This is a genomic window from Belnapia arida (genome assembly GCF_016773205.1).
Classification (GTDB): domain Bacteria; phylum Pseudomonadota; class Alphaproteobacteria; order Acetobacterales; family Acetobacteraceae; genus Belnapia; species Belnapia arida.
Map to the genome: position 1 here is coordinate 17,438 of NZ_JAETWB010000024.1, position 23,887 is coordinate 41,324.

General features: G+C 70.8%; 18 protein-coding genes. 9 read left to right on the plus strand and 9 right to left on the minus strand.

All coding sequences use genetic code 11. The features are described from left to right. Positions 1-77: 77 nt before the first annotated feature. From hslV to JMJ56_RS25085, 4 genes are all read left to right on the plus strand, one after another. Positions 78-653, plus strand: coding sequence for an ATP-dependent protease subunit HslV (gene hslV / locus JMJ56_RS25070; protein WP_202834492.1), 576 nt, complete (start codon positions 78-80; stop codon positions 651-653). Position 654: 1 nt separating this feature from the next. Further along, positions 655-1,980, plus strand: a complete 1,326-nt coding sequence (gene hslU, locus JMJ56_RS25075; protein WP_202834493.1) for an ATP-dependent protease ATPase subunit HslU — start codon at positions 655-657, stop codon at positions 1,978-1,980. Further along, positions 1,981-3,750: an ABC transporter transmembrane domain-containing protein gene (locus tag JMJ56_RS25080; RefSeq protein ID WP_202834494.1), complete on the plus strand. Its 1,770-nt coding sequence runs from the start codon at positions 1,981-1,983 to the stop codon at positions 3,748-3,750. A gap of 263 nt (positions 3,751-4,013) precedes the next feature. Then, entirely contained in the window at positions 4,014-5,495 is a 1,482-nt protein-coding gene (locus JMJ56_RS25085) for a Dyp-type peroxidase (RefSeq protein ID WP_202834495.1), read from the plus strand. A 5-nt stretch (positions 5,496-5,500) separates the two neighbouring features. Here the strand turns inward: JMJ56_RS25085 and JMJ56_RS25090 are convergent, their stop codons facing one another. Further along, positions 5,501-6,943: a flavin-containing monooxygenase gene (locus tag JMJ56_RS25090; RefSeq protein WP_202834496.1), complete on the minus strand. Its 1,443-nt coding sequence runs from the start codon at positions 6,941-6,943 to the stop codon at positions 5,501-5,503. A gap of 101 nt (positions 6,944-7,044) precedes the next feature. On the opposite strand from JMJ56_RS25090, the gene JMJ56_RS25095 reads away from it, so the two are divergent. Next, positions 7,045-8,748 (plus strand): N-acyl-D-amino-acid deacylase family protein, encoded by a 1,704-nt coding sequence (locus JMJ56_RS25095; RefSeq protein WP_202834497.1) that lies wholly within the window; start codon positions 7,045-7,047, stop codon positions 8,746-8,748. 143 nt (positions 8,749-8,891) lie between these two features. Beyond that, positions 8,892-9,434: a DUF4142 domain-containing protein gene (locus tag JMJ56_RS25100; protein WP_202834498.1), complete on the plus strand. Its 543-nt coding sequence runs from the start codon at positions 8,892-8,894 to the stop codon at positions 9,432-9,434. A 42-nt stretch (positions 9,435-9,476) separates the two neighbouring features. Here the strand turns inward: JMJ56_RS25100 and JMJ56_RS25105 are convergent, their stop codons facing one another. Genes JMJ56_RS25105 through JMJ56_RS25115 form a run of 3 tightly spaced genes read right to left on the minus strand, consistent with a single transcriptional unit; the run spans position 9,477 to position 12,336 of the window. Then, positions 9,477-10,727 (minus strand): cytochrome P450, encoded by a 1,251-nt coding sequence (locus tag JMJ56_RS25105; protein WP_202834499.1) that lies wholly within the window; start codon positions 10,725-10,727, stop codon positions 9,477-9,479. Positions 10,728-10,753: 26 nt separating this feature from the next. Next, on the minus strand, positions 10,754-11,074 hold the full coding sequence (locus tag JMJ56_RS25110; protein WP_202834500.1) for a 2Fe-2S iron-sulfur cluster-binding protein: 321 nt from the start codon (positions 11,072-11,074) through the stop codon (positions 10,754-10,756). A gap of 29 nt (positions 11,075-11,103) precedes the next feature. Next, positions 11,104-12,336 (minus strand): NAD(P)/FAD-dependent oxidoreductase, encoded by a 1,233-nt coding sequence (locus tag JMJ56_RS25115; RefSeq protein ID WP_202834501.1) that lies wholly within the window; start codon positions 12,334-12,336, stop codon positions 11,104-11,106. A 238-nt stretch (positions 12,337-12,574) separates the two neighbouring features. Here JMJ56_RS25115 and JMJ56_RS25120 point away from each other — a divergent pair, with 238 nt between their 5' ends. Beyond that, entirely contained in the window at positions 12,575-12,901 is a 327-nt protein-coding gene (locus JMJ56_RS25120) for a response regulator (protein WP_202834502.1), read from the plus strand. 46 nt (positions 12,902-12,947) lie between these two features. Next, the gene (locus tag JMJ56_RS25125; protein WP_202834503.1) at positions 12,948-14,870 is read left to right on the plus strand and encodes a PAS domain-containing protein; all 1,923 of its coding nucleotides are present in this window, start codon (positions 12,948-12,950) and stop codon (positions 14,868-14,870) included. 4 nt (positions 14,871-14,874) lie between these two features. On the opposite strand, the gene JMJ56_RS25130 is transcribed toward JMJ56_RS25125, so the two are convergent. From JMJ56_RS25130 to allE, 5 genes are read right to left on the minus strand one after another with little or no spacing between them, the layout of a single operon-like run. Further along, on the minus strand, positions 14,875-18,063 hold the full coding sequence (locus tag JMJ56_RS25130; RefSeq protein WP_202834504.1) for an efflux RND transporter permease subunit: 3,189 nt from the start codon (positions 18,061-18,063) through the stop codon (positions 14,875-14,877). After that, positions 18,060-19,277 carry an efflux RND transporter periplasmic adaptor subunit gene (locus JMJ56_RS25135; RefSeq protein ID WP_202834505.1) on the minus strand — a complete coding sequence of 406 codons (1,218 nt, stop codon included), beginning with the start codon at positions 19,275-19,277 and terminating at the stop codon, positions 18,060-18,062. Before JMJ56_RS25135 ends, JMJ56_RS25130 begins: the two co-directional genes overlap by 4 nt. Before the next feature lie 39 nt (positions 19,278-19,316). Further along, on the minus strand, positions 19,317-20,312 hold the full coding sequence (locus JMJ56_RS25140; protein ID WP_202834506.1) for an alpha/beta fold hydrolase: 996 nt from the start codon (positions 20,310-20,312) through the stop codon (positions 19,317-19,319). Continuing rightward, the gene (locus JMJ56_RS25145; RefSeq protein ID WP_202834507.1) at positions 20,309-21,193 is read right to left on the minus strand and encodes a fatty acid desaturase; all 885 of its coding nucleotides are present in this window, start codon (positions 21,191-21,193) and stop codon (positions 20,309-20,311) included. The genes JMJ56_RS25140 and JMJ56_RS25145 overlap by 4 nt, the downstream gene beginning before the upstream one ends. Positions 21,194-21,195: 2 nt before the next feature. Beyond that, positions 21,196-21,963 (minus strand): (S)-ureidoglycine aminohydrolase, encoded by a 768-nt coding sequence (allE, locus tag JMJ56_RS25150; RefSeq protein ID WP_202834508.1) that lies wholly within the window; start codon positions 21,961-21,963, stop codon positions 21,196-21,198. Positions 21,964-22,152: 189 nt separating this feature from the next. On the opposite strand from allE, the gene JMJ56_RS25155 reads away from it, so the two are divergent. After that, positions 22,153-23,823 (plus strand): L-lactate permease, encoded by a 1,671-nt coding sequence (locus JMJ56_RS25155; protein WP_202834509.1) that lies wholly within the window; start codon positions 22,153-22,155, stop codon positions 23,821-23,823. The last annotated feature ends 64 nt before the right edge of the window (positions 23,824-23,887 follow it).

Below are 23,887 nucleotides of genomic sequence, written 5' to 3' on the forward strand. Positions count from 1 at the left end.
GGGAGGATGGGGTTCGCCGCCCTGCCATCCGGCGGGGGTAGTTGCCCCGGGCGCGGCAAAGGGCCACATCGGCGGTTATGTCGAACCATTCTCCCCATGCCGCGCCCGACCTCGTCGGCTGGCACGGCACCACCATCCTCTCGGTCCGCAAGGGCGGGCTCGTCGCCATGGCGGGCGACGGGCAGGTCTCGCTCGGGCAGACCGTCGTCAAGGGCAATGCGCGGAAGGTCCGGCGGATCGCCGGCGGGCGCGTGCTGGCGGGCTTCGCCGGCGCCACGGCGGATGCCTTCACCCTGCTGGAGCGGCTGGAGGCGAAGCTGGAGCGCTTCCCCGACCAGCTGGAGCGCGCCTGCGTAGAGCTTGCCAAGGACTGGCGGAGCGACCGCTACCTGCGCCGGCTGGAGGCCTTGCTCTCGGTCGCCGACGCCAAGCGGAGCCTGCTGCTGACCGGGCAGGGCGATGTGCTGGAGCCGGAGGATGCCGTGATCGGCATCGGCTCGGGCGGCAATTTCGCCCTCGCCGCGGCCCGCGCCCTGCTGCCGGTCGAGGGGCTCTCGGCCGAGGACATCGTGCGCCGGGCGATGACGATCGCCGGCGATATCTGCGTCTACACCAACGGCAACATCGTCGTCGAAACCCTGGAAGCGGCCTGAGATGAGCACGGAAACCGTTAACCTCTCGCCGCGTGAGATCGTCTCCGAGCTCGACCGCTACATCATCGGGCAGAACGACGCCAAGCGCGCGGTCGCCATCGCGCTGCGCAACCGCTGGCGGCGGCAGCAGCTTCCCGATGCCATGCGGGAAGAGGTGGTGCCGAAGAACATCCTGATGATCGGGCCGACCGGCTGCGGCAAGACGGAGATCGCAAGGCGGCTGGCCAAGCTCGCCAACGCGCCCTTCCTCAAGGTCGAGGCGACCAAGTTCACCGAGGTCGGCTATGTCGGCCGCGACGTGGACAGCATCATCCGCGACCTGATCGAGGTAAGCATCACCCAGACGCGGGAGGCTTCGCGTCGCGGCGTTCAGGCCAAGGCCGAGCTGGCGGCGGAGGAGCGGCTGGTGACGGCGCTCGTCGGCGAGGGCGCCTCGGGCGAGACGCGGATGAAGTTCCGCCGGATGCTGCGCGAGGGCCAGCTCGAGACGCGCGAGGTGGAGGTGCAGGTCGCCGACCAGGGCAACGGCATGCCGATCGGCATGATCGACCTGCCGGGCGCGCAGGGCATGCAGATGCAGAACATGCAGGACATGCTCGGCAAGATGTTCGGCGGCAGGACCAAGCCGCGCAAGATGACGGTGGCCGAGGCCCGCGCCGCGCTGATCAAGGACGAGGCGGACAAGCTCGTCGACCAGGAGGCGCTGACCCGCGAGGCCATCGCCAATGCCGAGAACAACGGCATCGTCTTCCTCGACGAGATCGACAAGGTGGCCCGCGCCAGCGAGGGAGGCGTGCGCGGCGGCGATGTCTCGCGCGAGGGCGTGCAGCGCGACCTGCTGCCGCTGATCGAGGGCACGACCGTCACCACCAAGCATGGGCCGGTGAAGACGGACCACATCCTCTTCATCGCCTCGGGCGCCTTCCACCTGGCGAAGCCCTCCGACCTGCTGCCGGAGCTGCAGGGCCGCCTGCCGATCCGCGTCGAGCTCGGCGCGCTGACGCGGGACGACATGCGGCGCATCCTGACCGAGCCGGAGCATTCGCTCATCAAGCAGTACACCGCGCTGCTCGGGACGGAGGGGCTGACGCTCGACATCCATGCCGATGCGGTGGAGGCGATCGCCGACCTTGCCACCGACATCAATGCGCGCGTCGAGAATATCGGCGCGCGGCGGCTGGCGACGGTGATGGAGCGGCTGCTGGAGGAGATCTCCTTCACCGCCAGCGACCGGCCCGGGGAGCAGGTGCCAGTGACGGCGGAGTATGTGCGGGAGAAGGTGGCGCCGCTCGCGGGCAGCGCCGATCTCAGCCGCTACATCCTCTGAGTGTTCGACCGGCTCGCCTCGCTCGGCCTGCTGCTGCCCTATCTGCGGCCCTATCGCGGGCGGGTGGCGTTGGCCGGGCTGGCGCTGGTGGCGGCGGCGGGGCTGACCCTCGGGCTGGGGCAGGGGCTGCGGCACCTCGTCGATGAGGGCTTTGCCGCCGGCAGCGGGGCGGCGCTCGACCGGACGGCGCTGGTGCTGTTCGGCGTGGTGGCGGCGCTGGCCATCGCCACCTGCGGGCGGTTCTTCCTCATGTCCTGGCTGGGGGAGCGGGTCGCGGCCGATCTCAGGCGGCGCGTCTTCGAGCATCTGCTGACGCTCACGCCCGCCTATTACGAGCGAGCGCGGACGGGCGACCTGCTGTCGCGGCTCACGGCGGACATCGCCCTGCTGCAATCGCTGACCGGCTCCGCCATCTCGCTGGGCATCCGCAACATCCTGACCGGCACGGGCGCCTTCGCCATGCTGCTGGTGACGAGCCCGAAGCTCGCCGGGATCGTCGCCATCGTCGTGCCGATGGTGGTGCTGCCGATGATCGGCTTCGGGCGGCGGGAGCGGCGACTGTCGCGCGTGGCGCAGGAGCGCGTCGCCGATCTCGGGCATACCGCGGAGGAAGTGCTGAACGGGCTGCGGACCGTGCAGGCCTTCACCCATGAGCCGGTGGACCGCGCGCGCTATGCGGGGCAGGTCGAGGAGTCGGTCGGGGCGGCGCTGCGGCGGATCGGGACGCGGGCGCTGCTGATCCTCGTCGTCATCCTGCTGGGCTTCGGGGCCGTCACCTTCGCGCTCTGGGTCGGCGGGCAGGATGTGATCGCAGGCCGGATGACGGGGGGCGAGCTTTCGGCCTTCATCCTCTATGCCGTGCTGCTGGCGAGTTCCGGGGCGAGCCTCAGCGAGGTCTGGGGCGAGATCCAGCGGGCGGCGGGGGCGGCGGAGCGGCTGCTGGAGGTGCTGGCGGAGCGGCCGGCCGTCACCGCGCCGGCGGCGCCGCTGGTTCTGCCGCCGGCGCGCGGGCGGATCGGCTTCGAGGAGGTGGTGTTCCACTATCCGACGCGGCCGGATCGGGCGGCGCTCGACGGCTTCTCGCTCGACGTGGCGCCGGGGGAGACGGTGGCGCTGGTCGGGCCCTCCGGGGCGGGGAAGACGACGGTGCTGCAGTTGCTGCTGCGCTTCTACGACCCGCAGGCGGGGCGCATCCGGCTGGATGGCGTGGATATCGCGCGGCTCGACCCGGCGGCGCTGCGCGGGCGGCTGGGGCTGGTGCCGCAGGACCCGGTGATCTTCAGCACGACGGCGCGGGAGAATATCCGCTTCGGGCGGCCGGATGCGACGGATGCCGAGATCGAGGCGGCGATGCGGGCGGCGGCGGCCGACTTCCTTGAGGCGCTGCCGGATGGGCTCGATACGCATCTCGGCACGCGGGGGGTGATGCTCTCCGGCGGGCAGCGGCAGCGGGTGGCGATCGCGCGGGCTATCCTCCGCGACCCGGCGGTGCTGCTGCTGGACGAGGCGACGAGCGCGCTGGATGCCGAGAGCGAGCGCGCGGTGCAGGGAGCGCTGGAGCGGCTGGCACGCGGGCGGACGACGCTCGTCGTCGCGCACCGGCTGGCGACGGTGCGGCAGGCGGACCGCATCGTCGTGCTGGAGGGCGGGCGGATCGTCGCCAGCGGGACCCATGCGGCGCTGGTGAGCGAGGGCGGGCTCTATGCGCGCTTGGCGGCGCTGCAATTCGGCGAGGCGGATCAGACGGGCGGGATTCGTCTCCCCGGCTGAGTTGGGTCGGCAGGGCGTGAGGCGTCCTGCATGGATCCCCGCCGCATGCAACGCAATGTTTGTCACGGCTGCGTTGCCGTGAAGTATTCGATGTACAAACCCCCTCCGTGCCGCTGCAAATCACAATAGCCGCCGGCCTTGACCGGTGGCGCGGTGGGCGCCGGAGTGCCTTGCCCTATCTCGATGATCGATGACGGACACCGGCCTGCGGGGCCGGATGGGGCGTGCCGCCTGCCTTGTTGCCAGGGAGGGAAGGACTTGCCATGACCGATCTCAACACTCTGCTGCAATCGCCGATCCGCTGGATGTCGCAGGCGACGGACCCGGATATGCGGCATTTCCTGCGCGACCTTCAGGCGAATATTCTGAAGGGGCATGGCCGGCACTTCACCGGCAACATCTTCGTCAGCTTCGAGGGCATGGGGGCGCAGGCGGTGGCGCGGCTGCTGCGCGACCTGTCGGGCTATGTCACCTCCGCCCTGCAGCAGCTCTGCACCGCGCGGTCCAGCGCCGGGCCGGGCTTCGACGGCGGGCCGGTGCGCTGCCTGCTGCTCGGCGCCGGGGCCTATCGGGCGCTCGGCAACCTGGCGACGATGCCGGGAGATGCGGCCTTCCAGGCGGGGATGCGCGCGCGGCAGGTGGCCCTCGCGGACCCGCCGGCGGAGGAGTGGGGCGAAGGCGCCTGGCGGCCCGGCAACCCGGCGCCGGATGCGATGATCCTGCTGGCGAATTCCAGCTTCGAGGCGGTGACGCGCGACCTGGAGGCGGCCGAGGGCTGGCTGAACGGCAGCGGGGCGAGGGTGCTCGGGGTGGAGCGGGGGCGGGCGCAGTTCCGCACCTTCCGTCCCGGCGGCCCGGCCGAGGGCGTCGAGCATTTCGGCTATGTCGATGGCCGCAGCCAGCCGCTCTTCCTCGCCGAGGATCTGAAGCGGGAGGCGGCGGCCTATGCGGAAGAGCCCGCGCCGGCCGGGGCCGATACCGGCTTCGACCCGGCCTTCCCGCCCTCGCAATTCATCCTGGCGGACCCGAATGCCAGGACCGAGCTGGGGGCGGGCAGCTACTTCGTCTTCCGCAAGCTGGAGCAGCGGGTGCGGGCCTTCAAGCGGCGGGAGGAGGCGCTGGCCGAGGCGCTCGGCCTGACCGGAACGAAAGCGGCGCGGGCCGGTGCCATGGCGGTCGGGCGGTTCGAGGATGGGACGCCGGTGGTGCTCTCCGACAATGCGACGGAGGCGGCGCCGCCCAATAATTTCAGCTATGCCAACGACCCGGAGGGGATGCGCTGCCCCTTCCAGGCGCATATCCGCAAGACCAACCCGCGCGGGGAAAGCACCCCGAAGCTGCCGCCCGAGGCGCCGGCGGAGCGGAGCCACATCATGGCGCGGCGGGGCATCCCCTTCGGCGATGGGGTGCGCGACTTCGAGGCGGATGCGGGGCAGGAGCCGGAGGGCGAGGTCGGGCTGCTCTTCATGGCCTATATGGCGAGCATCGAGGGGCAGTTCGAGTTCACCCAGCAGGTCTGGGCCAACAACCCGCGCTTCCTGCGCGGCCTGGCGCCGGGCGAGGTGCCGACCGGCATCGACCCGGTGATCGGCCAGGGCGGGGACGAAGCGGCGCGGACGCAGCTCTGGCCGGCGGGAGAGGGCAAGCCGATGGTGCCCTTCTCCTTCGCGGATTTCGTGCGGATGCAGGGCGGCGAGTATTTCTTCGCGCCGTCACGGTCCTTCCTGCGGGAGGTCGGCTTGTAGACCCGCTAATCGGCGGCGATGCGCCCGGGGTCTAGCGTCACCTGCGGGATGTCGTAGGCGAGCAGGTCCTCGTAGAGCCGCGGCAGGTCGGCCTCGAACAGGCCGCGCGTCACCCCGGCGGCGACGCGCGGCGCGGCGATGCTCATCGCATTGATCGAGGCGCCCGCGGGGCCGAAGGAGAGGCTGGTGCCGATGCCGAAGAGGTGGATGTCGCGGATCCAGGGCGTCTCGCCGACGCGGCGTTCGAGGAAGCTGCTGTCGGGGGCGAGGTAGGGGAAGCCGCCGAGGCGCCCGGCAAGTTCGGGCGGGGTCTCGCCGGGCGGGGGCGCATAGCGGTCACGCCACTGGGCGATGTTGTGGGCGCAGGCGGCGAGTTCCGGGACCAGGGCGGGGTCCATCCGGGCGCCGGTGCCGCAGATCAGGTAGTCGGCGGCGAAGGGGCCGCGTTCGGTCGAGAGGATGGCGCGGCCACCCTCGGCGCGGGCATCGGTCCAGGGGCGGCCGACATGCATGGTGAAGTTGGGGAAGGCGAGGACGCGGCTGTAGGTGTCCTGCGGGAAGCCCTCGCGCAGGCCGAGGATGTAGCTCATGAAGCGCCAGCGCCACTCGTCGCTCATCTCGTGCATGTGGCGGAGGAAGCCGGCGAAGGTCAGCCAGCGATAGGGCTGGATGATCATCGGCTCCGCCCGGCGGCAGAAGAGATGGACCTCGGCGGCGCCGGCTTCCAGCGCCGTCGCGGCGTTGTCGAAGGCGGAGGCGCCGGCGCCGAGCACGGCGACCACCTTGCCGCGCAACGCGGCGAAGTCGATCGCCTCGCTGGCATGGGCGCGGAGCGGCTTCGGTAGGCCGCTGACAAAATCGGGCATCCACCAGGCGCCGACGCCTTCCTGGCCGGTGGCGATGACGACCTTGCGGGCGAGGATCGGGCCATCGCTGCCCTCGATGCGGAGGCAGGGCAGGCCGTCATCGGTGCGTGCCGGGGTGATGGCGCCGGCCGAGACGCCGTTGCGGACGGGGATGCCGGTGACGCGGCGGAACCAGAGCAGGTAGTCCTGCCAGAGCTCCTTCGGGATCCAGGTCATCGCCTCGAAATGCGCAGGCCCGAACTGCGCCTCGTGCCAGGCCTGGTAGGTGAGGGCGGGGAGGCGCAGGTCCGGGCCGGTCTGCGTCTTCCAGCTGCGCAGCGTCCGCATGCGGGCATAGGTGACCCAGGGGCCTTCGCGGCCCTCGGGAGCGCGGTCGACGACGAGGATGTTCTCCACCTTGTCCCGCCTCAGGGCATGGGCGACGGCGAGGCCGCCCTGGCCGGCGCCGATGATGAGCGCATCCAGCACCGGAGCGCCGCCGCAGGTCTTCGGCACGAGCCAGGGGGCGCGGGGATGGGCGGTCAGCTCCAGGTCGCGGGTGACGTCCTGTTCCAGGTCGAGAAGGGTGCGCGGTGCGGGCATCGGTGGGCTCCTGATGCCGGGATGCTAGCAAGGGCCGCGCCATGGTTGACATGGGCGGTCGCCCGACCAAGGCTGCGGGCAAAGCACCGGAGGAAGCCGCCATGGAGCCCAGCCTCGTCATCCGCCGCGGAACCATCGTCGATGGCAGTGGCGGCGAGCCCTATGAGGCGGATATCGCCGTGGGCGGGGGGCATATCCTCGAGATCGGCAAGGTCGCCGCGCGGGGAGCGGAGGAGATCGATGCCAAGGGGATGATCGTCACCCCGGGCTTCGTCGACATCCACACCCATTACGATGCGCAGGCGACCTGGAGCAGCCGGCTCGACAGCTCCTCGCTCAACGGCGTGACGACGGCGCTGATCGGCAATTGCGGCGTCGGCTTCGCGCCCTGCCGGCCGGAGGCGCGCGAGGCCCTGGTGAAGCTGATGGAGGGGGTCGAGGACCTGCCGGAGGTGGTGCTGACAGAGGGGCTGCCCTGGAATTGGGAGACCTTCCCGCAATTCCTCGATGTGCTCGGCAGCCGGCGCTACGACATGGATGTGGCGACCCAGGTGTGCCACGCGCCGCTGCGGGTGCATGTGATGGGCAGCCGGGCGGCGGCCTATGCCGAGGCGACGCCGGAGGAGATTGCCGAGATGGCGCGGCTGGCCGCCGAGGGCATCCGCGCCGGGGCGCTCGGCTTCTCCACCTCGCGCGCGATCGCGCACAAGACGCTGGATGGGACCCATACGCCGACCCTCGGCACGCCCGAGCCGGAGCTGGAGGCGATCGGCCGCGCGGCGGGCGAGGCCGGGGCGAGCTGGCTGCAGGTCATCTCCGACTTCGACGAGCCGGAGGACGAGTTCGCGCGGCTGCAGCGGATTGCCGCGGCCTCGGGGCGGCCGATGACCTTCTCGCTGCTGCAACGGGAGAGTCGGCCCTGGCTCTGGCGCTTCCTGCTGGAGAAGATCGAGGCGGCGAATGCGGCGGGCGTGCCGATGACGGGGCAGGTGATGGCGCGGCCGGTCGGGCTGATGTTCGGCTTCGAGCTGTCGCAGCACCCCTTCATGGCGCGGCCTTCCTGGCAGGCGGTGGCGAGGCTGCCCTTCGCCGAGAAGATGAAGGTCCTGCGCGACCCGGCCTTCAAGGCGCGCATCCTCGCCGAGGAGGTGCCGGACCCGGCGCTGCGGGACCGGCTGAATGTCTGGGACATGATCTTCCGCCTCGGCGACCCGCCGGATTACGAGCCGCGGCCTGAGACCAGCGTCGGCGCCATCGCGGCGCAGCAGGGCCGGGATCCGGCCGAGCTGTGCTGGGACTGGATGATGGAGCGGGACGGCAAGGCGATCCTCAACCGGCCGATCATCAACTATGCCGACCGCGACCTGGAGGCGGTGCGGGAGATGGTCGAGCATCCGCAGACGCTGATGGGGCTCGGCGATGGCGGGGCGCATGTGAGCATCATCTGCGACAGCTCCTCGACGACGCATATGCTGGCCTATTGGACGCGGGACCGGGTGCGGGGGCCGAAGCTGCCGCTGCCCTTCGCGGTGCGGCGGCTGACGCGGGACAATGCGCTGGCGCTGGGGCTGGCGGACCGGGGGCTGATCGCGGTCGGCAAGCGGGCGGACCTCAACGTCATCGACTATGACCGCCTGCAGATCCGCGTGCCGGAGCTGCGCTACGACCTGCCGGCCGGCGGCAAGCGGCTGGTGCAGACGGCGGAAGGGTATGTGGCGACGATCGTGCATGGCGAGGTCGTCTCGCGCGAGGGCGAGCCGACCGGGGCGCTGCCCGGGCGGCTGGTGCGCGGTGCGAGGGCTTGACGAAGCGGCTGCCGTACAGGGTCGCGGGGTAGCGGGTTTCGGGGGTTCGTTCGCAGGAGTGGATGAACCCCCGGCGGACCGGCCCGTTTGCGCGAAAGAGGCGGCGCGTTGCGCGCCGGCCACAGCCAAACGGAGCCGAACCGATGAACCGACGCCATGCAATCCTCGGACTTGCCGCCGCCGGCGCGGCCGTGCCGCTGCTGCGCGGGACCGCCATCGCCCAGACCGCCCCACTGGTGACGCCAGGGACGGTGCGCACCCTCTCCGCGACCGAGCACACGGCGATGACGCTGATGAACGGCACGCTCGCCAAGCAGACCAGCCAGCTGGCGTTGGAGCGGTCGGAGAACCTGAAGGTGAAGCAGTTCGCCACCTTCGAGATCGCCGAGCAAACCGCGCTGGCGCAGGTGATCACCAACACGGCGAACCCGCCGCCGGTGCCGCTAGACGCCGAGCACCAGGCGGTGCTGACCAGCCTGCAGTCCCTCTCGGGCCCGGCCTTCGACCGCGCCTATGTGCAGGGGCAGCTGCTGAGCCATCGGGAAGGCTTGCTGGTGCAGCAGGGCTATCTCGACAACACCAACCGCAGCACCGATGGGCAGCACATCGCGGTCCTGGCCCGCATGTCGATCCAGCAGCACATCACCATGCTGGAAGAGCTGGCCATGATGCTCCAGCGGGGCTGACGCGGACCGGGGCGGCGGCGCGATCCGCCGCCCCCTCGCGCCTCAGCCGGGGATGCGGACCGGCAGGTTGGTGATGCCGTGGACGAAGGCGGAGTAGGTGCGCTCCGCGGGACCTACCACCTCGATCCGCGGGAAGCGCTTCAGGATTTCCTCCCAGAGGATCTTGAGCTGCAATTCGGCGAGGCGGTTGCCGACGCAGCGGTGGATGCCGAAGCCGAAGGACAGGTGCCCGCGCGGCCGTGCCCGGTCGATGATGAAGCGGTCAGGCTGGTCGATCGCGGCTTCGTCGCGGTTGCCGCTGATGTACCACATGATGACCTTGTCGCCGGCGCGGATGGTCTTGCCGCCGACCTCGAAATCCGCCGTCGCGGTGCGGCGCATATGGGCGAGCGGCGTCTGATAGCGGATGATCTCCGGCACCATGGTCTCGATCAGCGCGGGGTTGGCGCGGAGCTTGTCGTATTCCGCCGGGTTCTCGTTGAGGAAGAGCACGCCGCCGCTGATCGAATTGCGCGTGGTGTCGTTGCCGCCGACGATCAGCAGGATCAGGTTGCCCATGAATTCGCGCGGCGTCATGTTCCGCGTCGCCTCGCCATGGGCGAGCATGGAGATGAGATCGGGGCGCGGATCGGCATTCACCCGCTCGTTCCAGAGCTTCGTGAAGGCGCCGAGCATCTCGGCGAAGACGGCCTCGCGCTGCTCCTCGTTCTCGATCAGCCCGCCCGGCATGGGCAGCGCCGTCGCGCAGTCCGACCAGTGGGAGAGCTTGCGCCGTTCCTCCTGCGGGAAGTCGAAGAGCGTCGCCAGCATGGAGACCGTCAGCTCGATGGAGACGCGGTCCACCCAGTTGAAGGTCTCGTTGCGCGGCAATCCTTCGAGGATGCGGATGGCGCGCTCGCGGATCATGTGCTCGAGCTTCGCCAGGTTGGCGGGGGCGACGATGGGCTGCACCACCTTCCGCTGCTCGTCATGCTGCGGCGGGTCCATGGCGATGAACATCGGCAGGCGCAGCGACTTGTCGCGGTCGCGGATGGTGATGCCGCCATGGAGGCTGTCGGAGGACAGCACCTTGTGCGCCAGCTCGCACTGCATGATCTCCTTGTAGGTGGAGACCGACCAGAAGGGGCCGAACATGCTCTCGGCCGTGTAGTGCACCGGCGCCTCGCGGCGCAGCCGGGCGAAATAGGGCTGCCAGGCATCGTCGCGGAAGATCGCCGGGTTGCTCGGGTCCAGCCGGTCGAGCGGCGTGGTCGCGGCGATGCTGGCGTGGTCGAGGTCGACGGGGGCGTTCATGGCCGGCTCCTCTCTCTTTCTTCGTTCTAGTGCTGGGCCTCCGGCATGCGGACGACGAGGCCATCGAGTTCGGGCGACATGGCGATCTGGCAGGAGAGGCGGGAATTGGGCTCCGCCGTCGCGGCGAAGCTCAGCATGCTCGCCTCCTGCTCGCCCGCCGTGCCGCATTTCGCCAGCCAGGCCTCGTCCACATAGACATGGCAGGTGGCGCAGGCGCATTCGCCGCCGCAATCGGCATCGATGCCGGGGATGCCGTTGTCGATGGCGCCCTGCATCACCGACTTGCCGGCTTCCAGCTCGATCCGGTGCTCGGTGCCGTTGTGCTCGATATAGGTGACCTGCGGCATGCGCGTCGTTTCTCCCTGCTACCCTGCCTTCAGATGGCAAGATCCTTGAGCGGCAGCGCGGCGTCGTGCAGCAGCTGGGGCGCCACCTGCCGCTGCTTCGAGACCAGGATGCGTCCCGCCATGAAATCGGCCGGCGCGTTCACCGCCTCCACTGCCAGCACGCGATGGTCGGCGGCGAGGTGGAAGACGGCGAAGCTGCCGCTCTCCGGCTCACCGCGGACAACCGCCTCGGCCGGATCGAAGGCGAGGCCGGCGATCTGCAGGCGGAGGTCGTACTGGTCCGACCAGAACCAGGGCACCTCCGGCACCGGCGGCGGGCGGCCGCAGATGTCGGCAGCGGCCTGCTTCGCCTGCTCGATGGCGTTGGGGACGCTCTCCAGCCGGGCCTCGCGGCCGTAGAGCGGCAGCGGGCGGCGGGTGCAGTCGCCGATGGCGTGGATCAACGGGTCCGAGGTGCGGGCGGCGAGATCGACGGTGATGCCGCCGCCGGCCTCGAGGCCGCAGGCGGCGGCGAGGGCGTCGTTCGGAACGGCGCCGATGCCGACGAGGACCGCGTCGCAGGGAATGCGGCGGCCGTCGACGAGGCGGACCGCGGCGGCGGCGCCGGCCTCGCCTTCGATCGTCTCCACGGCGGCTTCGAGCAGGAGCTCGACGCCCTCCGCCCGGTGGCGGGCTTCGAGGAAGCCGGACAGGGCATGGCCGGCGACGCGGGCGAGGACGCGGGGCTCGCGCTCGATCACCACCGCCGAGGCGCCGAGGGCGCGGGCGGAGGCGGCGACCTCGAGGCCGATATAGCCGCCGCCAATGATGGCGAGGCGCCGGCCGGGGCCGAGCACGCCGGCCAAGGCATCCGCATCGGCGGCGGTGCGGAGCGCCAGCACGCCGGAGAGTGCCTCGCCGGGCAGGCCGAGGCGGCGGGGCGAGGCGCCGGTCGCCAGGATCAGCCGGCTATAGGGGAGAGTGGTGCCATCGGAGAGGGCGAGGCGGCGGGCGGCGCGGTCGATCGCCGTCACCCGGGTGCCGAGCCGGGTGGCAATGCGATGCTGTGTGTAGAAGCGCTCGGGGCGGAGGGCGAGGTTGTCGGCGGTCGCCTCGCGCTTCAGCCAGGCCTTGGACAGGGGCGGGCGTTGGTAGGGCAGCAGGGCTTCCTCACCGATCAGGATGATCGGTCCCTTCCAGCCATATTGCCGCAGGAATGCCGCGGCCGAGCCGCCGGCATGGCCGGCCCCGGCGATGACGATCCCTGGCTCCTCCTCCTCCACCTTGCCTGCTCCTCCCGGCCCGGTTGGCCCGAGCATGGGCATGACGGGCCGGAAGGCGTCAAGGAAACCCTGCGGCAGCCCATGCGGGCGCATCCACCGTCACAAGCTCGTCATGACGCGGCGCCGGCGGGGAGGGCAATGCGTTCGCGTATCAATAGGTCTGGCCCTCGGCAGCAGGGCTCGAGTGTCGGGGAAGATCATGAATGCGCGCCGGATATTGATCGTGGAGGACGACCCGATGGTCGCGCTCGATCTCGAGGAGATCGTTCTGAGCCTCGGGGAAGGGCACGCCCAGGTTGCGCTCGCCGCCTCGGTGCGCGAGGCCCAGCGCGCGCTCGCCGATACCTCCTTCGACGCCGCCCTGCTTGACATCGACGTGCTGGATGGCAAGACCTTCGACCTGGCCGAGGCGCTGCACGAGCGTGGGCTGCCCTTCGCCTTCATCTCCGGCTCCCGGCCGGAGGAACTGCCGCCCCGGCTGCGCTCGGTTCCGTTCGTCCCCAAGCCGTATGACCCTGTTGAGATCGAGGACACATTACGGGCGAAGCTCTCGCCACAGCAGTGAATCAGTGCGAATTGGTACGGCTGAGATTTTTATCGGAAATGTGGCAATGAACGCCTTTGAAGTCCGGGCGGACGAGGCCCAGCCTTACCGGTCGCAAGGCCAGGACTGGGACGAGGCCAGGCGGCTTTCTGCCCTCGACAGCTACAACGTCCTCGACACCCCGCCCGAGCGGGAGTTCGACGAGGTCGTGGAGCTGGCGGCGCAGCTCTGCGACGCGCCGATCGCGCTCGTCAGCCTGCTCGGCGAGGACCGGCAGTTCTTCAAGGCGGAGGTGGGGCTCGGGCTGCGGGAGACTCCGCGCGACGTTTCCATCTGTGCCCATGCCATCCTGCACCCGGGCCTCTTCGTCGTGCCCGACACCGCGACCGACCCGCGCTTCGCCGGCAACCCGCTGGTGACGGCGGCGCCGCATATCCGCTTCTATGCCGGCGCCCTGCTGGAGACGGAGGACGGGCTGCCGCTCGGCACGCTCTGCGTCATCGACCGGCGGCCGCGGCCGGAGGGGCTGGCGGCGCAGCAAGGCTTCGCCTTGCAGGTGCTGGCGCGGCAGGTGATGGCGCGGCTCGAGCTGCGGCGCGCGCTGGCCGCGCGCGAGGCGAGCGAGCGGCGGTTCCGCGTGCTGGCGGACGCGATGCCGCAGATGGTCTGGTCGACCAGGCCGGACGGTTTGCACGACTACTACAACGCCCGCTGGTACGAGTTTACCGGCGTGCCCTTCGGCTCGACCGATGGCGCGGGCTGGAACGGCATGTTCCACGCGGACGACCAGGCCCGCGCCTGGGAGCGCTGGCGCCATTCGCTGGAGACGGGCGAGCCCTACGAGATCGAGTACCGGCTGCGCCGCGCCGATGGCGCCTATCGCTGGACGCTCGGCCGCGCGATGCCGGTGCGCGATGCGCAGGGCAGGATCGAGCGCTGGTTCGGCACCTGCACCGATATCGAGGACATCAAGGCGACCGAGGAGAAGCTCCGCCTCAGCGAGGAGCGGCTGCGCCTGGCGCTGGGCGCGGCGGAGATGATCGGCACCTTCGTCTGGGACGTGCCGGCGGACCGCATCACCGCGGATGCGGGCTATGCGCGGATGTTCGGCCAGGATCCGGCGGCGATGGCGACCGGGGTGCCGATCGCCCTGCTGTTCGAGGCGGTGGAGCCGGCGGACCGGGACCGGGTGCGGCAGCAGATCGAGCAGGCGATGGCGACGGGCGACGCCTTCGAGGCCGAGTACCGGGTACACCCGCCCGGCGGCGAGACGCGCTGGGTGGTTGCGCGCGGCCGTTGCGCCCAGGATGCAGAGGGGCGGCCGGCCCGCTTCTCCGGCGCCGTGGTGGACATCACCGAGCGCAAGCGGGCCGAGGAGGGGCAGGAGCTTCTGGCGAAGGAGCTGTCGCATCGGATCAAGAACATCTTCACCGTGATCGGCGGGATGGTCTCGCTCTCCGCCTCCGGCGCCTCGGCCGAGGTGAAGGGCTTCGCCGCCACCCTCCGCCGCCGTCTGCAGGCCCTGGCGCGGGCGCATGACTATGTGCGGCCGCATAACGGCGAGGCGCAGCCGGCCGAGGGCGGGACGACGTTGAGGGGGCTGCTCGCCACCCTGCTCGCGCCCTATGGGGCGGAGGAGGCGGGACGGATGCAGCTTGGCGGCGACGACGTGCCGGTCGGGGTGAAGGCGGCGACCTCCCTGGCGCTGATCCTGCACGAGCTGGCGACCAATGCGGCGAAGTACGGCGCGCTGTCGCGGCCGGAAGGCGGCGTCGCCATCACCGGGGAGCGGCTCGGCGAGCGCTTCGGCCTCACCTGGCAGGAGCGCGGCGGGCCGGAGGTGGAGGGGCCGCCGGAGCGGCGCGGCTTCGGCACCATCCTGGCGGAGCGGGGCGCCATCACCCAGCTCGGCGGCACCATCCGGCAGGACTGGGCGCGGGAGGGGCTGACCCTGCGCCTGGAGGTGCCGCTGGCGCGGCTCGCCTACTGAAGCCTCAGCCGGGCAGCCGCGGCTTGCGGCGCTGCTGGCGCGTCATCTGCCGCAGGATGGAGCGGCGCGGGCCGACGATGCGGCGGATCACCATGTAGAAGACGGGGGTGAAGAGCAGGCCGAAGGCCGTCACCCCGATCATCCCGAAGAAGACCGCGGAGCCGACCGCGCGCCGCATCTCCGACCCCGCCCCGCTGGCGATGACGAGGGGCAGCACGCCGAGGATGAAGGCGAGCGAGGTCATCAGGATGGCGCGGAGGCGAAGCCGGCAGGCCTCGACAACCGCCTCGATCGGGGTGACGCCCTCATCCTCGCGCTGCTGGGCGAATTCGACGATGAGGATGGCGTTCTTCGCCGCCAGCCCGACCAGCACGACGAAGCCGATCTGGGTCAGGATGTTGACGTCCTGCCCGAGCATGCGGACGCCGAGCGTCGAGGTCAGCAGGCACATCGGCACGATGAGGATGACGGCGAAGGGCAGGCTCCAGGAGCCGTACTGCGCCGCCAGCACGAGGTAGACGAAAAGCACGCAGAGCGGGAAGACCAGCAGCCCGGCATTGCCGCTCTGCGTCTGCTCGTAGGAGAGGTCGGTCCAGTCGAAGCCGATGCCGTCCGGCAGGGTACGCCGCGCCAGGCGATCGATGGCGGCGATGGCGGCGGCGGAGCCGGTGCCGGGCAGGATCTCGCCGGCCACCTCGGCGGAGGGATAGAGGTTGTAGCGCGGCACGCGCTGCGGGCCTGTGATGTCGCGGAGCGTCATCACATTGGCCAGCGGGACCATCTGGCCGTCGCTGTTGCGGGTGAAGAGGCGGGAGAGGTCGCGCGGCTCGCGGCGGTATTCCGGCGAGGCCTGGGCGACGACGCGCCAGTTGCGGCCATAGGCGGTGAAGTCGTTCACGTAGGAGGAGCCGAGCAGCGTCTCGATGCTCTGGCTGAGGCGTGCGACGGGCACGCCGAGCATCTCGATCTTGCTGCGGTCGATATCGACGGCGATCAGCGGCGCGTCGATGCGGAAGGGGGTGTAGACCCCACCGAGGCCGGGGACGCGGCGCAGGGCGGCGACGAAATCCTCGGCCGCGGCGGCGAGGATGGCGGTGCCGCGGCCGGTGCGGTCCTCGAGGCGCAGCGCGAAGCCGGCGCCGCTGCCGAGGCCGGGCACGGAAGGCGGCGGGATGACGAGCACGGTCGCCTCGTCCAGCACGGCGAGGCGGCGGCGCAGCTCTCGCAGGATGCTGACCGAGGTGATGCCGTGCGGCAGGCGCTCGTCCCAAGGGACGAAGACGGGGGTGAGCGTCCCCTGGTTGCTGCCGGCGGTGTTGGTGGCGCCGGAAATGCCGGCGAGGGCGGAGACGCTGGCGATGCCGGGGATGTCGCGGACGATGGCGGCGGCTCGCTCGACGACCGCGGTGGTGCGGGCGAGCGAGGCGCCGCCCGGCAGCTCGATGGAGACGACGGCATAGCCGCGGTCCTGCGCCGGGACGAAGCCCTGCGGCGCCGTCACCAGCAGGAATCCCGCCCCGCCGATCAGCAGTGCGTAGAGCGCCAGCATCGGCCCAGTGCGCTGGACGAGGCGGCGGGTCAGCCCGCCATAGGCATCAGCCAGGCGGTCGAAGCCGCGGTTGAAGCCGTCGAGCAGGGCGGTGACAAGGCGACGCAAGGGGCTGGGCCGGAGGATTGTCTTCGGCGCGTGGTGGCGGAGGATCAGCGAGGCAAGGGCCGGGCTGAGGGTGAGGGAGCAGAAGCAGGAAAGCGCCGTCGCCACCGAGATGGTGATGGCGAACTGCCGGAAGAAGCGGCCGGTGATGCCGTCGAGGAAGGTGGTCGGGACGAAGACGGCGCAGAGCACCAGGGCGATGGAGATCAGCGCGCCGCCGACCTCCATCATGGTGCGCTCCGCCGCCGCCGCGGCCGAGGGCTCCTCGGCCAGGTGGCGCTCGACATTCTCGACGACGACGATGGCATCGTCCACCACGATGCCGACCGCCAGCACCAGGCCGAACAGAGTCAGCACGTTGAGGGTGAAGCCGAGCACGATCATCACGCCGAAGGTGCCGATCAGCGAGACCGGGATGGCGAGGATCGGGATCATCGCCGCCCGCCAATTCTGCAGGAAGAGCAGCACCACGAGCACGACGAGGACGACCGCCTCGCCGATGGTCTGCGCCAGCTCGTGCACGCTCTCGGCGACGAAGCGCGTCGGGTCGTAGGCGATCTCGGCCTTGATGCCGGCCGGGAAGTTCTGGGTGATGGCGTCCAGCCGCTCGCGGATCAGCCGCGCCGTGTCGAGCGAGTTGGAGCCGGGGCGCTGGGTGACGGCGAGCGCCACGGCGGGGCGGCCCTGAAGGGTGCTGCCGGTGGTGTAGGAGGCGGCGCCGATCTCGACATGGCCGATGTCGTGCAGCCGCAGCAGCCGGCCGCCGGCGCCGGCGCGGACGACGATGTGCTCGAACTCCGCCGGGTCGGCGAGCCGGCCACGGAAGGTGAGGTTGGGCTGGAAGGCCTGTCCGGTGACGGGCGGCTCGGCGATCTGGCCGCCGGCGATCTCGGCGTTCTGCGCCTGGATGGCGGCGATCACGTCCTCGGCGGTGATGTTGTTGGCCATCATCCGCCCGGGGTCGAGCCAGACGCGCATGGCGTAGTCGCGTGCGCCCTGCATGTCGATGTCGCCGATGCCGTCGATGCGCAGCAGCTCGTCGCGCACCTGGCGCAGGGCGAAATTCGAGACGTAGAGCTGGTCGTAGGATCCGTCCGGCGAGGTGACGAAGATGATCATCAACCGGTCGGTGGCGATCTTCCGGGTGGTGACGCCCCAGCGGCGCACTTCCTCCGGCAGGCGGGGCAGGGCGGTGGAGACGGCACCCTGGACGAGGATCTGCGCCCGGTCCGGGTCGGTGCCGAGGCGGAAGGTGACGGTGAGCGTCATCCGCCCGTCGGCCGTCGATTGCGAGGACATGTAGAGCATGCCCTCGGTGCCGTTCACCTCCTGCTCGATCGGCGTCGCCACGGTATCGGCCACCACCTGGGCGGAGGCGCCGGGGTAGTTGGTGGCGACGACGACGGTGGGCGGCGCGACATCTGGATATTCGGAGATCGGCAGCGAGAGCATCGACAGGCCGCCGACGATAAGCAGCACCAGCGAGAGGACGCAGGCGAGGACCGGCTGGCGGACCGAGATGACGCCGATATTGCTCATGGGCGCGGCGCCATCGGCGGGCCGATTTCCGATCTGGCCTGGGCCGGGGCGGGGCGGATGGGGGCCACCTGCTGGCCGGCGCGGGCACGGGTGAGGCCGGTCACGGCGACTTCCTCGTCGCCCTGGAGGCCGCTGCGGATGACGCGGAGCCCGTCATGCAGGGGGCCCAGCTCCACCTGGCGCATCTGCAGGGTGTTGTCCTGGGCGAGGACATAGACCACGCGGCGCGACTGGTCCGTGGTGACGGCGGCGTCGGGGACCAGCAGCGCCTGGTAGGGCGCGGAGGCCACAAGCCGGATGCGGGCGAAGACGCCGGGCAGCAGCAGGTCGCGCGGATTGGCGAAGCGGGCGCGGAGGCGGACGGTGCCGGTGCTGGCATCCGCCTCGTTGTCGACGAAGACGACCCGGCCGGTGCGGGGGAAGCCGGTCTCGTCGGCCAGCGCCAGCTGCACCGGGTTCGTCATGTCGCGCGAGGAGGGGCGGCCGCCGCTTTCGGCGAGGCGGGCGTAGCGCAGCGCCGCGGCCTGGTCGATGTCGAAGCTGACATCGATAGGGTCCATGGTGACGATGACGGCCAGCAGGGTGGCGCCGCTACCCTCGCCGCCGGCGACCAGGTTGCCCGGGCTGACCAGGTGGCGGCCGATGCGGCCGGAGATCGGGGCGCGGAGCTCGGTGAATTCCAGGTCGAGCTTGGCGCGCTGGAGGGCCGCATCGGCCTGGGTGACGGCGGCGCGGGCGGCTTCCAGCGCCTGGGCGCGCTGGTCGAGGCTGGCCTCGGAGCCGGCGCGGTACTGCAGCAGGTTGCCGGCGCGGGTGAACTCCCGCTCGCCGAGGACAAGCTGGGAGCGGGCGGCGGCGAGGCGCGCCTCGGCATCGGTGATGGCCGTCTCGAAGGGGCGGCGGTCGATGCGGAAGAGCGGGTCGCCGCGGCGGACCACCTGGCCGTCGGTGAAGGCGATGCTGTCGAGATAGCCGCTGACCCGGGCGCGCAGCTCGACCCGCTCGACGGGGACGAGGCGGCCGGTGAACTCGTCCCAGTCGGTGACCTCGCGCCGCATCGGGGGCATGACGGAGACGGTGGGCGGGGTGTCGGCCGCGGTCGGCTCCTCCTCATGGCTGTCGCAGCCAGCGAGGAGGGCAAGGGCCAACAGGGCGTGCGTCAGCCGCGCCCAACGGCGCGCCAAGGGTCGGGCGTCGCGGTCTCCACTCGTCATTCTGGCCTCCGGCGGGAGGAGAATAAGCACGGAACCGGTTCAGGCGTCGAGCAGGGCGCGGACCTCGGCTTTGATAAAGGCTGCATCGGCCGGGTTGGTGGCGGGGTTGCCGGCGCGATGGCCCCAGAGGCTTGGGATCACGGCGAGGCGGCCATGCTTCAGGTGCGGCAGCTCCGCCTCGTTGTCGGCGACGCGGAAATAAAGGTCGGTCGCCGAGGGCAGCAGCAGGACCCGCGCCTCGATCCGCGCGAGTGCCGCGGCCAGCTCGCCGCCATCGGCGATGTCGCCGGCATCCCAGGTGCGGAGCTGGGCCAGCAGGTCGGCGGCGGCGCGGCGAGCGAAGCGCTCCTCCCAGTCGGTGTGGAGGAAGGTGTCGAGGTCCGGGGCGCCGAGCGCCGTCAGGTGCAGGTTGGCGCGGTAGAAATCCTGGCTCAGCGCCCAGCTCGCATAGACGCGGCCGAAGGCGCGGAGGGCGGCGGCAGGCTGGCTGGTGAAGCCGCCCTTGCCATCGTATTCGGCGGCGGCCTCCAGCACCGCCATCTGGCTGCGGAGGAAGACCTGGTTGTGCACGGCGGTGCGGGCGCTGCCGCAATTCACCACGATGCGGCCGACCGCCTCCGGGAAGGCCGCGGCCCAGTGATAGGCCTGCTGCGCGCCCATCGACCAGCCATAGACCGCGTGCAGCCGCTCGATGCCGAAGACCTCGCGCAGCAGGCGGCGCTGCGCGCCCACATTGTCCCAGGCCGTCACCAGCCCCGGCCAAGCCGCGCAATTGGAGGGCGAGGTGGAGAGCCCGCCCGTGAACATGTTGGGGATGACGATGAACCAGCGGGTCGGGTCGAGGATGCCGTCCGGTCCGATCAGCCATTCGAGGTCGGGGTGCTGCGCGCCGTAGCTGGTCGGGTAGAGGACGACGTTGTCGCGGGCGGCGTTGAGCGTGCCGTGGGTCTTCCAGACCAGCTTCGCATCCGGCAGCACGCCGCCATGGCGCAGCGACAGGTCGCCGAGCGCGAAGACGCCTTCCGCCGCCGTCATGCCCGCAGCGTCCGCCAGTGCTCGGCATGCCAGCGCGCATAGCCGGGATGGAGATGGGCGAGGCGGCCGCGGAGTGCGGCATGGGCCTCGCCGAGGCGATGGAAGGGGATGAAGGGGTAGAGGTGGTGCTCGGCGTGGAAGGGCATGTTCCACATCAGCAGGCGCATCGGCCGCGTCGTCAGCATGGTGCGGGTGTTGGTCAGCCCGTTACGGTCCATCGAGCAGCCGGTGTGCTCGGTGAAGAGGTAGAGGCGCAGCAGGGGCTGGCCGACGAGCTGCGGCAGGACCCAGAAGAGAAGGGGCGCCTCCCAGCCGAAGAGCAGGGCGGACAGCAGAGCGAGGCCCGCCAGCGCCGCCACCATGGCCCGCATGCTGCGGATGATGCGGGGCGCCGTCGCCGGGTTGATGAAGGAATAGGCCGAGAGGTCACCGCGCAGGCCGTCCCACAGGTTCCGCAGGCGGGCGCGCCAATAGGGGATGGCGAGCATCTTCACGACGAAGCCGGGCAGCCGGGTGGGCGGGGGCGGGGCGAGCTCCGGGTCCTTCACCGGATCCTGGGTGTGGCGGTGATGGGCCAGGTGGAATTGCTGGTAGAAATGCCAGTTGAACAGGCCGGGCGCGCTGGCCAGCCAGCCGACCGCGGCGTTCAGCCGGCGGTTGGCGAAGGCGGTGTGATGGACCGTCTCGTGCAGCGGGGCGAAGAGCGCCGCCTGTGCGATGCCGAGAAGCAGCACGGCCGGCACCTTCCACCAGCCCGGCAGCAGCGCCACCAGCAGCCCGGCGCCGAGGAGCAGCGAGAGGTGGATGGCGAGCTGGCGCAGCCCCCTCGCATCCGAGCGCGCCGAGAGATGCATCATCGCGGAAGGGGCTGGGGCCTGCATGGCTAGAAGGTGACCTCCCGGTTCACGTCCTTGTAGAGCAGATAGGCCGCGCCGCCCCAGCCAGTGCAGTAGAACTGCTGCGGGACGAAGGAGCCCATCCAGATGAAGTCTCCCTCCCAAATTTCGTGCCAATCGCGGTCGAGCAGCTGGAGGCCCTGGCCCTCCAGCATCAGCAGCCCGTGCTCGAAGACATGGGTCTCGACGCAATGGAAATGCGTGCCGCGGTCGAAGCCCATGATGTTCATCTCGAAATCCATGGACATGTCGAGCGTGCCGAGCAGGTATTGCCGCCAGCGGCCACTGTCGTCGACGCGGGTGACGGGCGTCGTCTCCCGCGCGCCGAAGCGCGGGGCGGGCGGGGCGATGCCCTCGGCCGCGACATAGGGGCGTGTGATCCAGACCGCCTTCGCCGGATCTGCCCCGTTGTTGCGCAGGCTCCAGGTCGCCCCGGCCGGGATATAGGCGAAGCCGCCCGGCTCCAGGCTGGCGCTCTCGTGGTCGGCGGCGACGTCGAGCGTGCCGGCCAGGACGTAGAGGAAATGCTCCAGCCCGTCCTGCCGCGGCGCTGCGGTGCCGCCGCCCGGCTCGGCCTCGAGCCGCCCCTGGGCGAAGCGGGCGCCCATTACCGGGCTGGCCTGGTAGAAGACCGAGGCCTTGGTCAGCCAGGGCAGGAAGCTCGGGAACATCCCCTCCGGCGGCAGCACGGCGTAGTTGCGGGTGACCAGGCTGCGGTTGTGGCCGATGACGCCGGGGGGCACGAAGACTGGCATGGCTCTCGATGGCTCCGATGGGGCTCGCCGGGCATCTGTTCCATATCGCAATCGGCGGCGCAAAGCCGTTCGGTGCGGCGGTGCCACCCGCGCGGAGGTGATGTTGCCGCCGGGAAGGGCCTGGGCCATTCATGCCCGTGCGCGCCGCCGCGCCGTCATGCATCCCGGGAATGATATGGAACCGTCTGAATGACCTGGACCCAGGTTTACGACCCCTTGGGCAACATCGCCCTCTCCACCGTCGTCGCCGCCCTGCCCGTCGTCGTCATGCTGGTCTCGCTCGCCTTCCTCCGTATCGCGGCGCATTGGGCGGCGATCATCGCCCTCGTCGTCGCCGTGCTCTGCGCCAGCCTCGTCTTCGGCATGCCGGGCGGGATGGCGGTGCGGGCAGCGGGCCTCGGGATCCTCGCCGGCCTCTTCCCGATCGGCTGGATCGTGCTGAACATCATCTTCCTCTACCGGTTGACGGTGGCGAATGGCAGCTTCGCCATCCTGCAGAAGGCCATCGCGGGGGTGACGCCGGACCGGCGGCTGCAACTGCTGCTGATCGCGTTTGCCTTCGGCGCCTTCTTCGAGGGTGCCGCGGGCTTCGGCACGCCGGTCGCGGTGACGGCGGCGATCCTGATCGGCCTCGGCTTCTCGCCGCTCGCCGCCTCGGGCCTCTCGCTGATCGCCAATACGGCGCCGGTCGCCTTCGGCGCGCTCGGCTCGCCGGTCATCGCGCTTTCGGCCGTCACCGGGCTCGACCTCTATGACCTTTCCTCGATGATCGGGCGGCAGCTGCCCTTCTTCAGCCTGATCGTGCCCTTCTGGCTGATCTGGGCCTTCGCCGGCTTCCGGGCGATGCGGGATGTCTGGCCGGCCATCCTGGTCACCGGCGTCAGCTTCGCCGTGCCGCAATTCCTGGTCAGCAATTATATCGGTCCGATGCTGGTCGATGTGATTTCGGCGCTGGTCTGCATGGCCTGCCTCGTCGGCTTCCTGCGGGTCTGGCAGCCGCGCGAGATCTGGACCAACCCGGCGCTGCGCGGGGCCGACCCGAGCGCGGGCGCGGCGCCGGCCGTCGCGCCGCTCGGCGACGAGCCGCTCGACCGCGCCGCGCTGGTGCGGGCGTGGATGCCCTGGCTGATCCTCACCGTCTTCGTCTTCGCCTGGGGCCTGCCCGGCGTGCGGGCGGCGCTGAACGGCATCTTCACCACGAGCTTCCCGATCGAGGGGCTGCACAATGCCGTCGTCAAGGCGCCGCCGGTGGTGGAGCGGGCGACGCCGGAGGCCGCCGTCTGGGCCTTCAACATCCTGTCGATGACGGGGACGGGGATCCTGTTCTCGTCGATCCTCGCGGGGCTGCTGATGCGCTTCTCGCCGCTCGCGCTGGTCGCCGAGTATGGGCGGACGATCTGGAAGGTGCGGCTCAGCCTCGTCACCATCGGCGCCATGCTCGGGCTCGGCACGCTGACGCGCTATTCAGGGCTGGATGCGACGATGGGGCTGGCCTTCGCCTCCACCGGCTTCCTCTTCCCGCTCTTCGGGACGATGCTCGGCTGGCTGGGCGTGGCGCTGACCGGATCGGACACCGCCTCCAACGTGCTGTTCGGCGGGCTGCAGAAGATCACCGCGCAGCAGCTCGGCCTTTCGCCGGTGCTGATGGCGGCGGCCAATTCCTCGGGCGGCGTGATGGGCAAGATGATCGATGCGCAGAGCATCGTCGTCGCCTCCACCGCGACCAACTGGTTCGGGCAGGAGGGGACGATCCTGCGCTTCGTCTTCTTCCACTCCATCGTCCTGGCGGTGCTGGTCGGCCTGCTGGTGATGCTGCAGGCCTATGTCTGGCCCTTCACCGCCATGGTGGTGGGCGGCTAGTCGGCGAACGCCCTAGGCGGAAACGCCCAGGGCACCAGTCCCCGGCTCGGCACGAGCCGGTTCC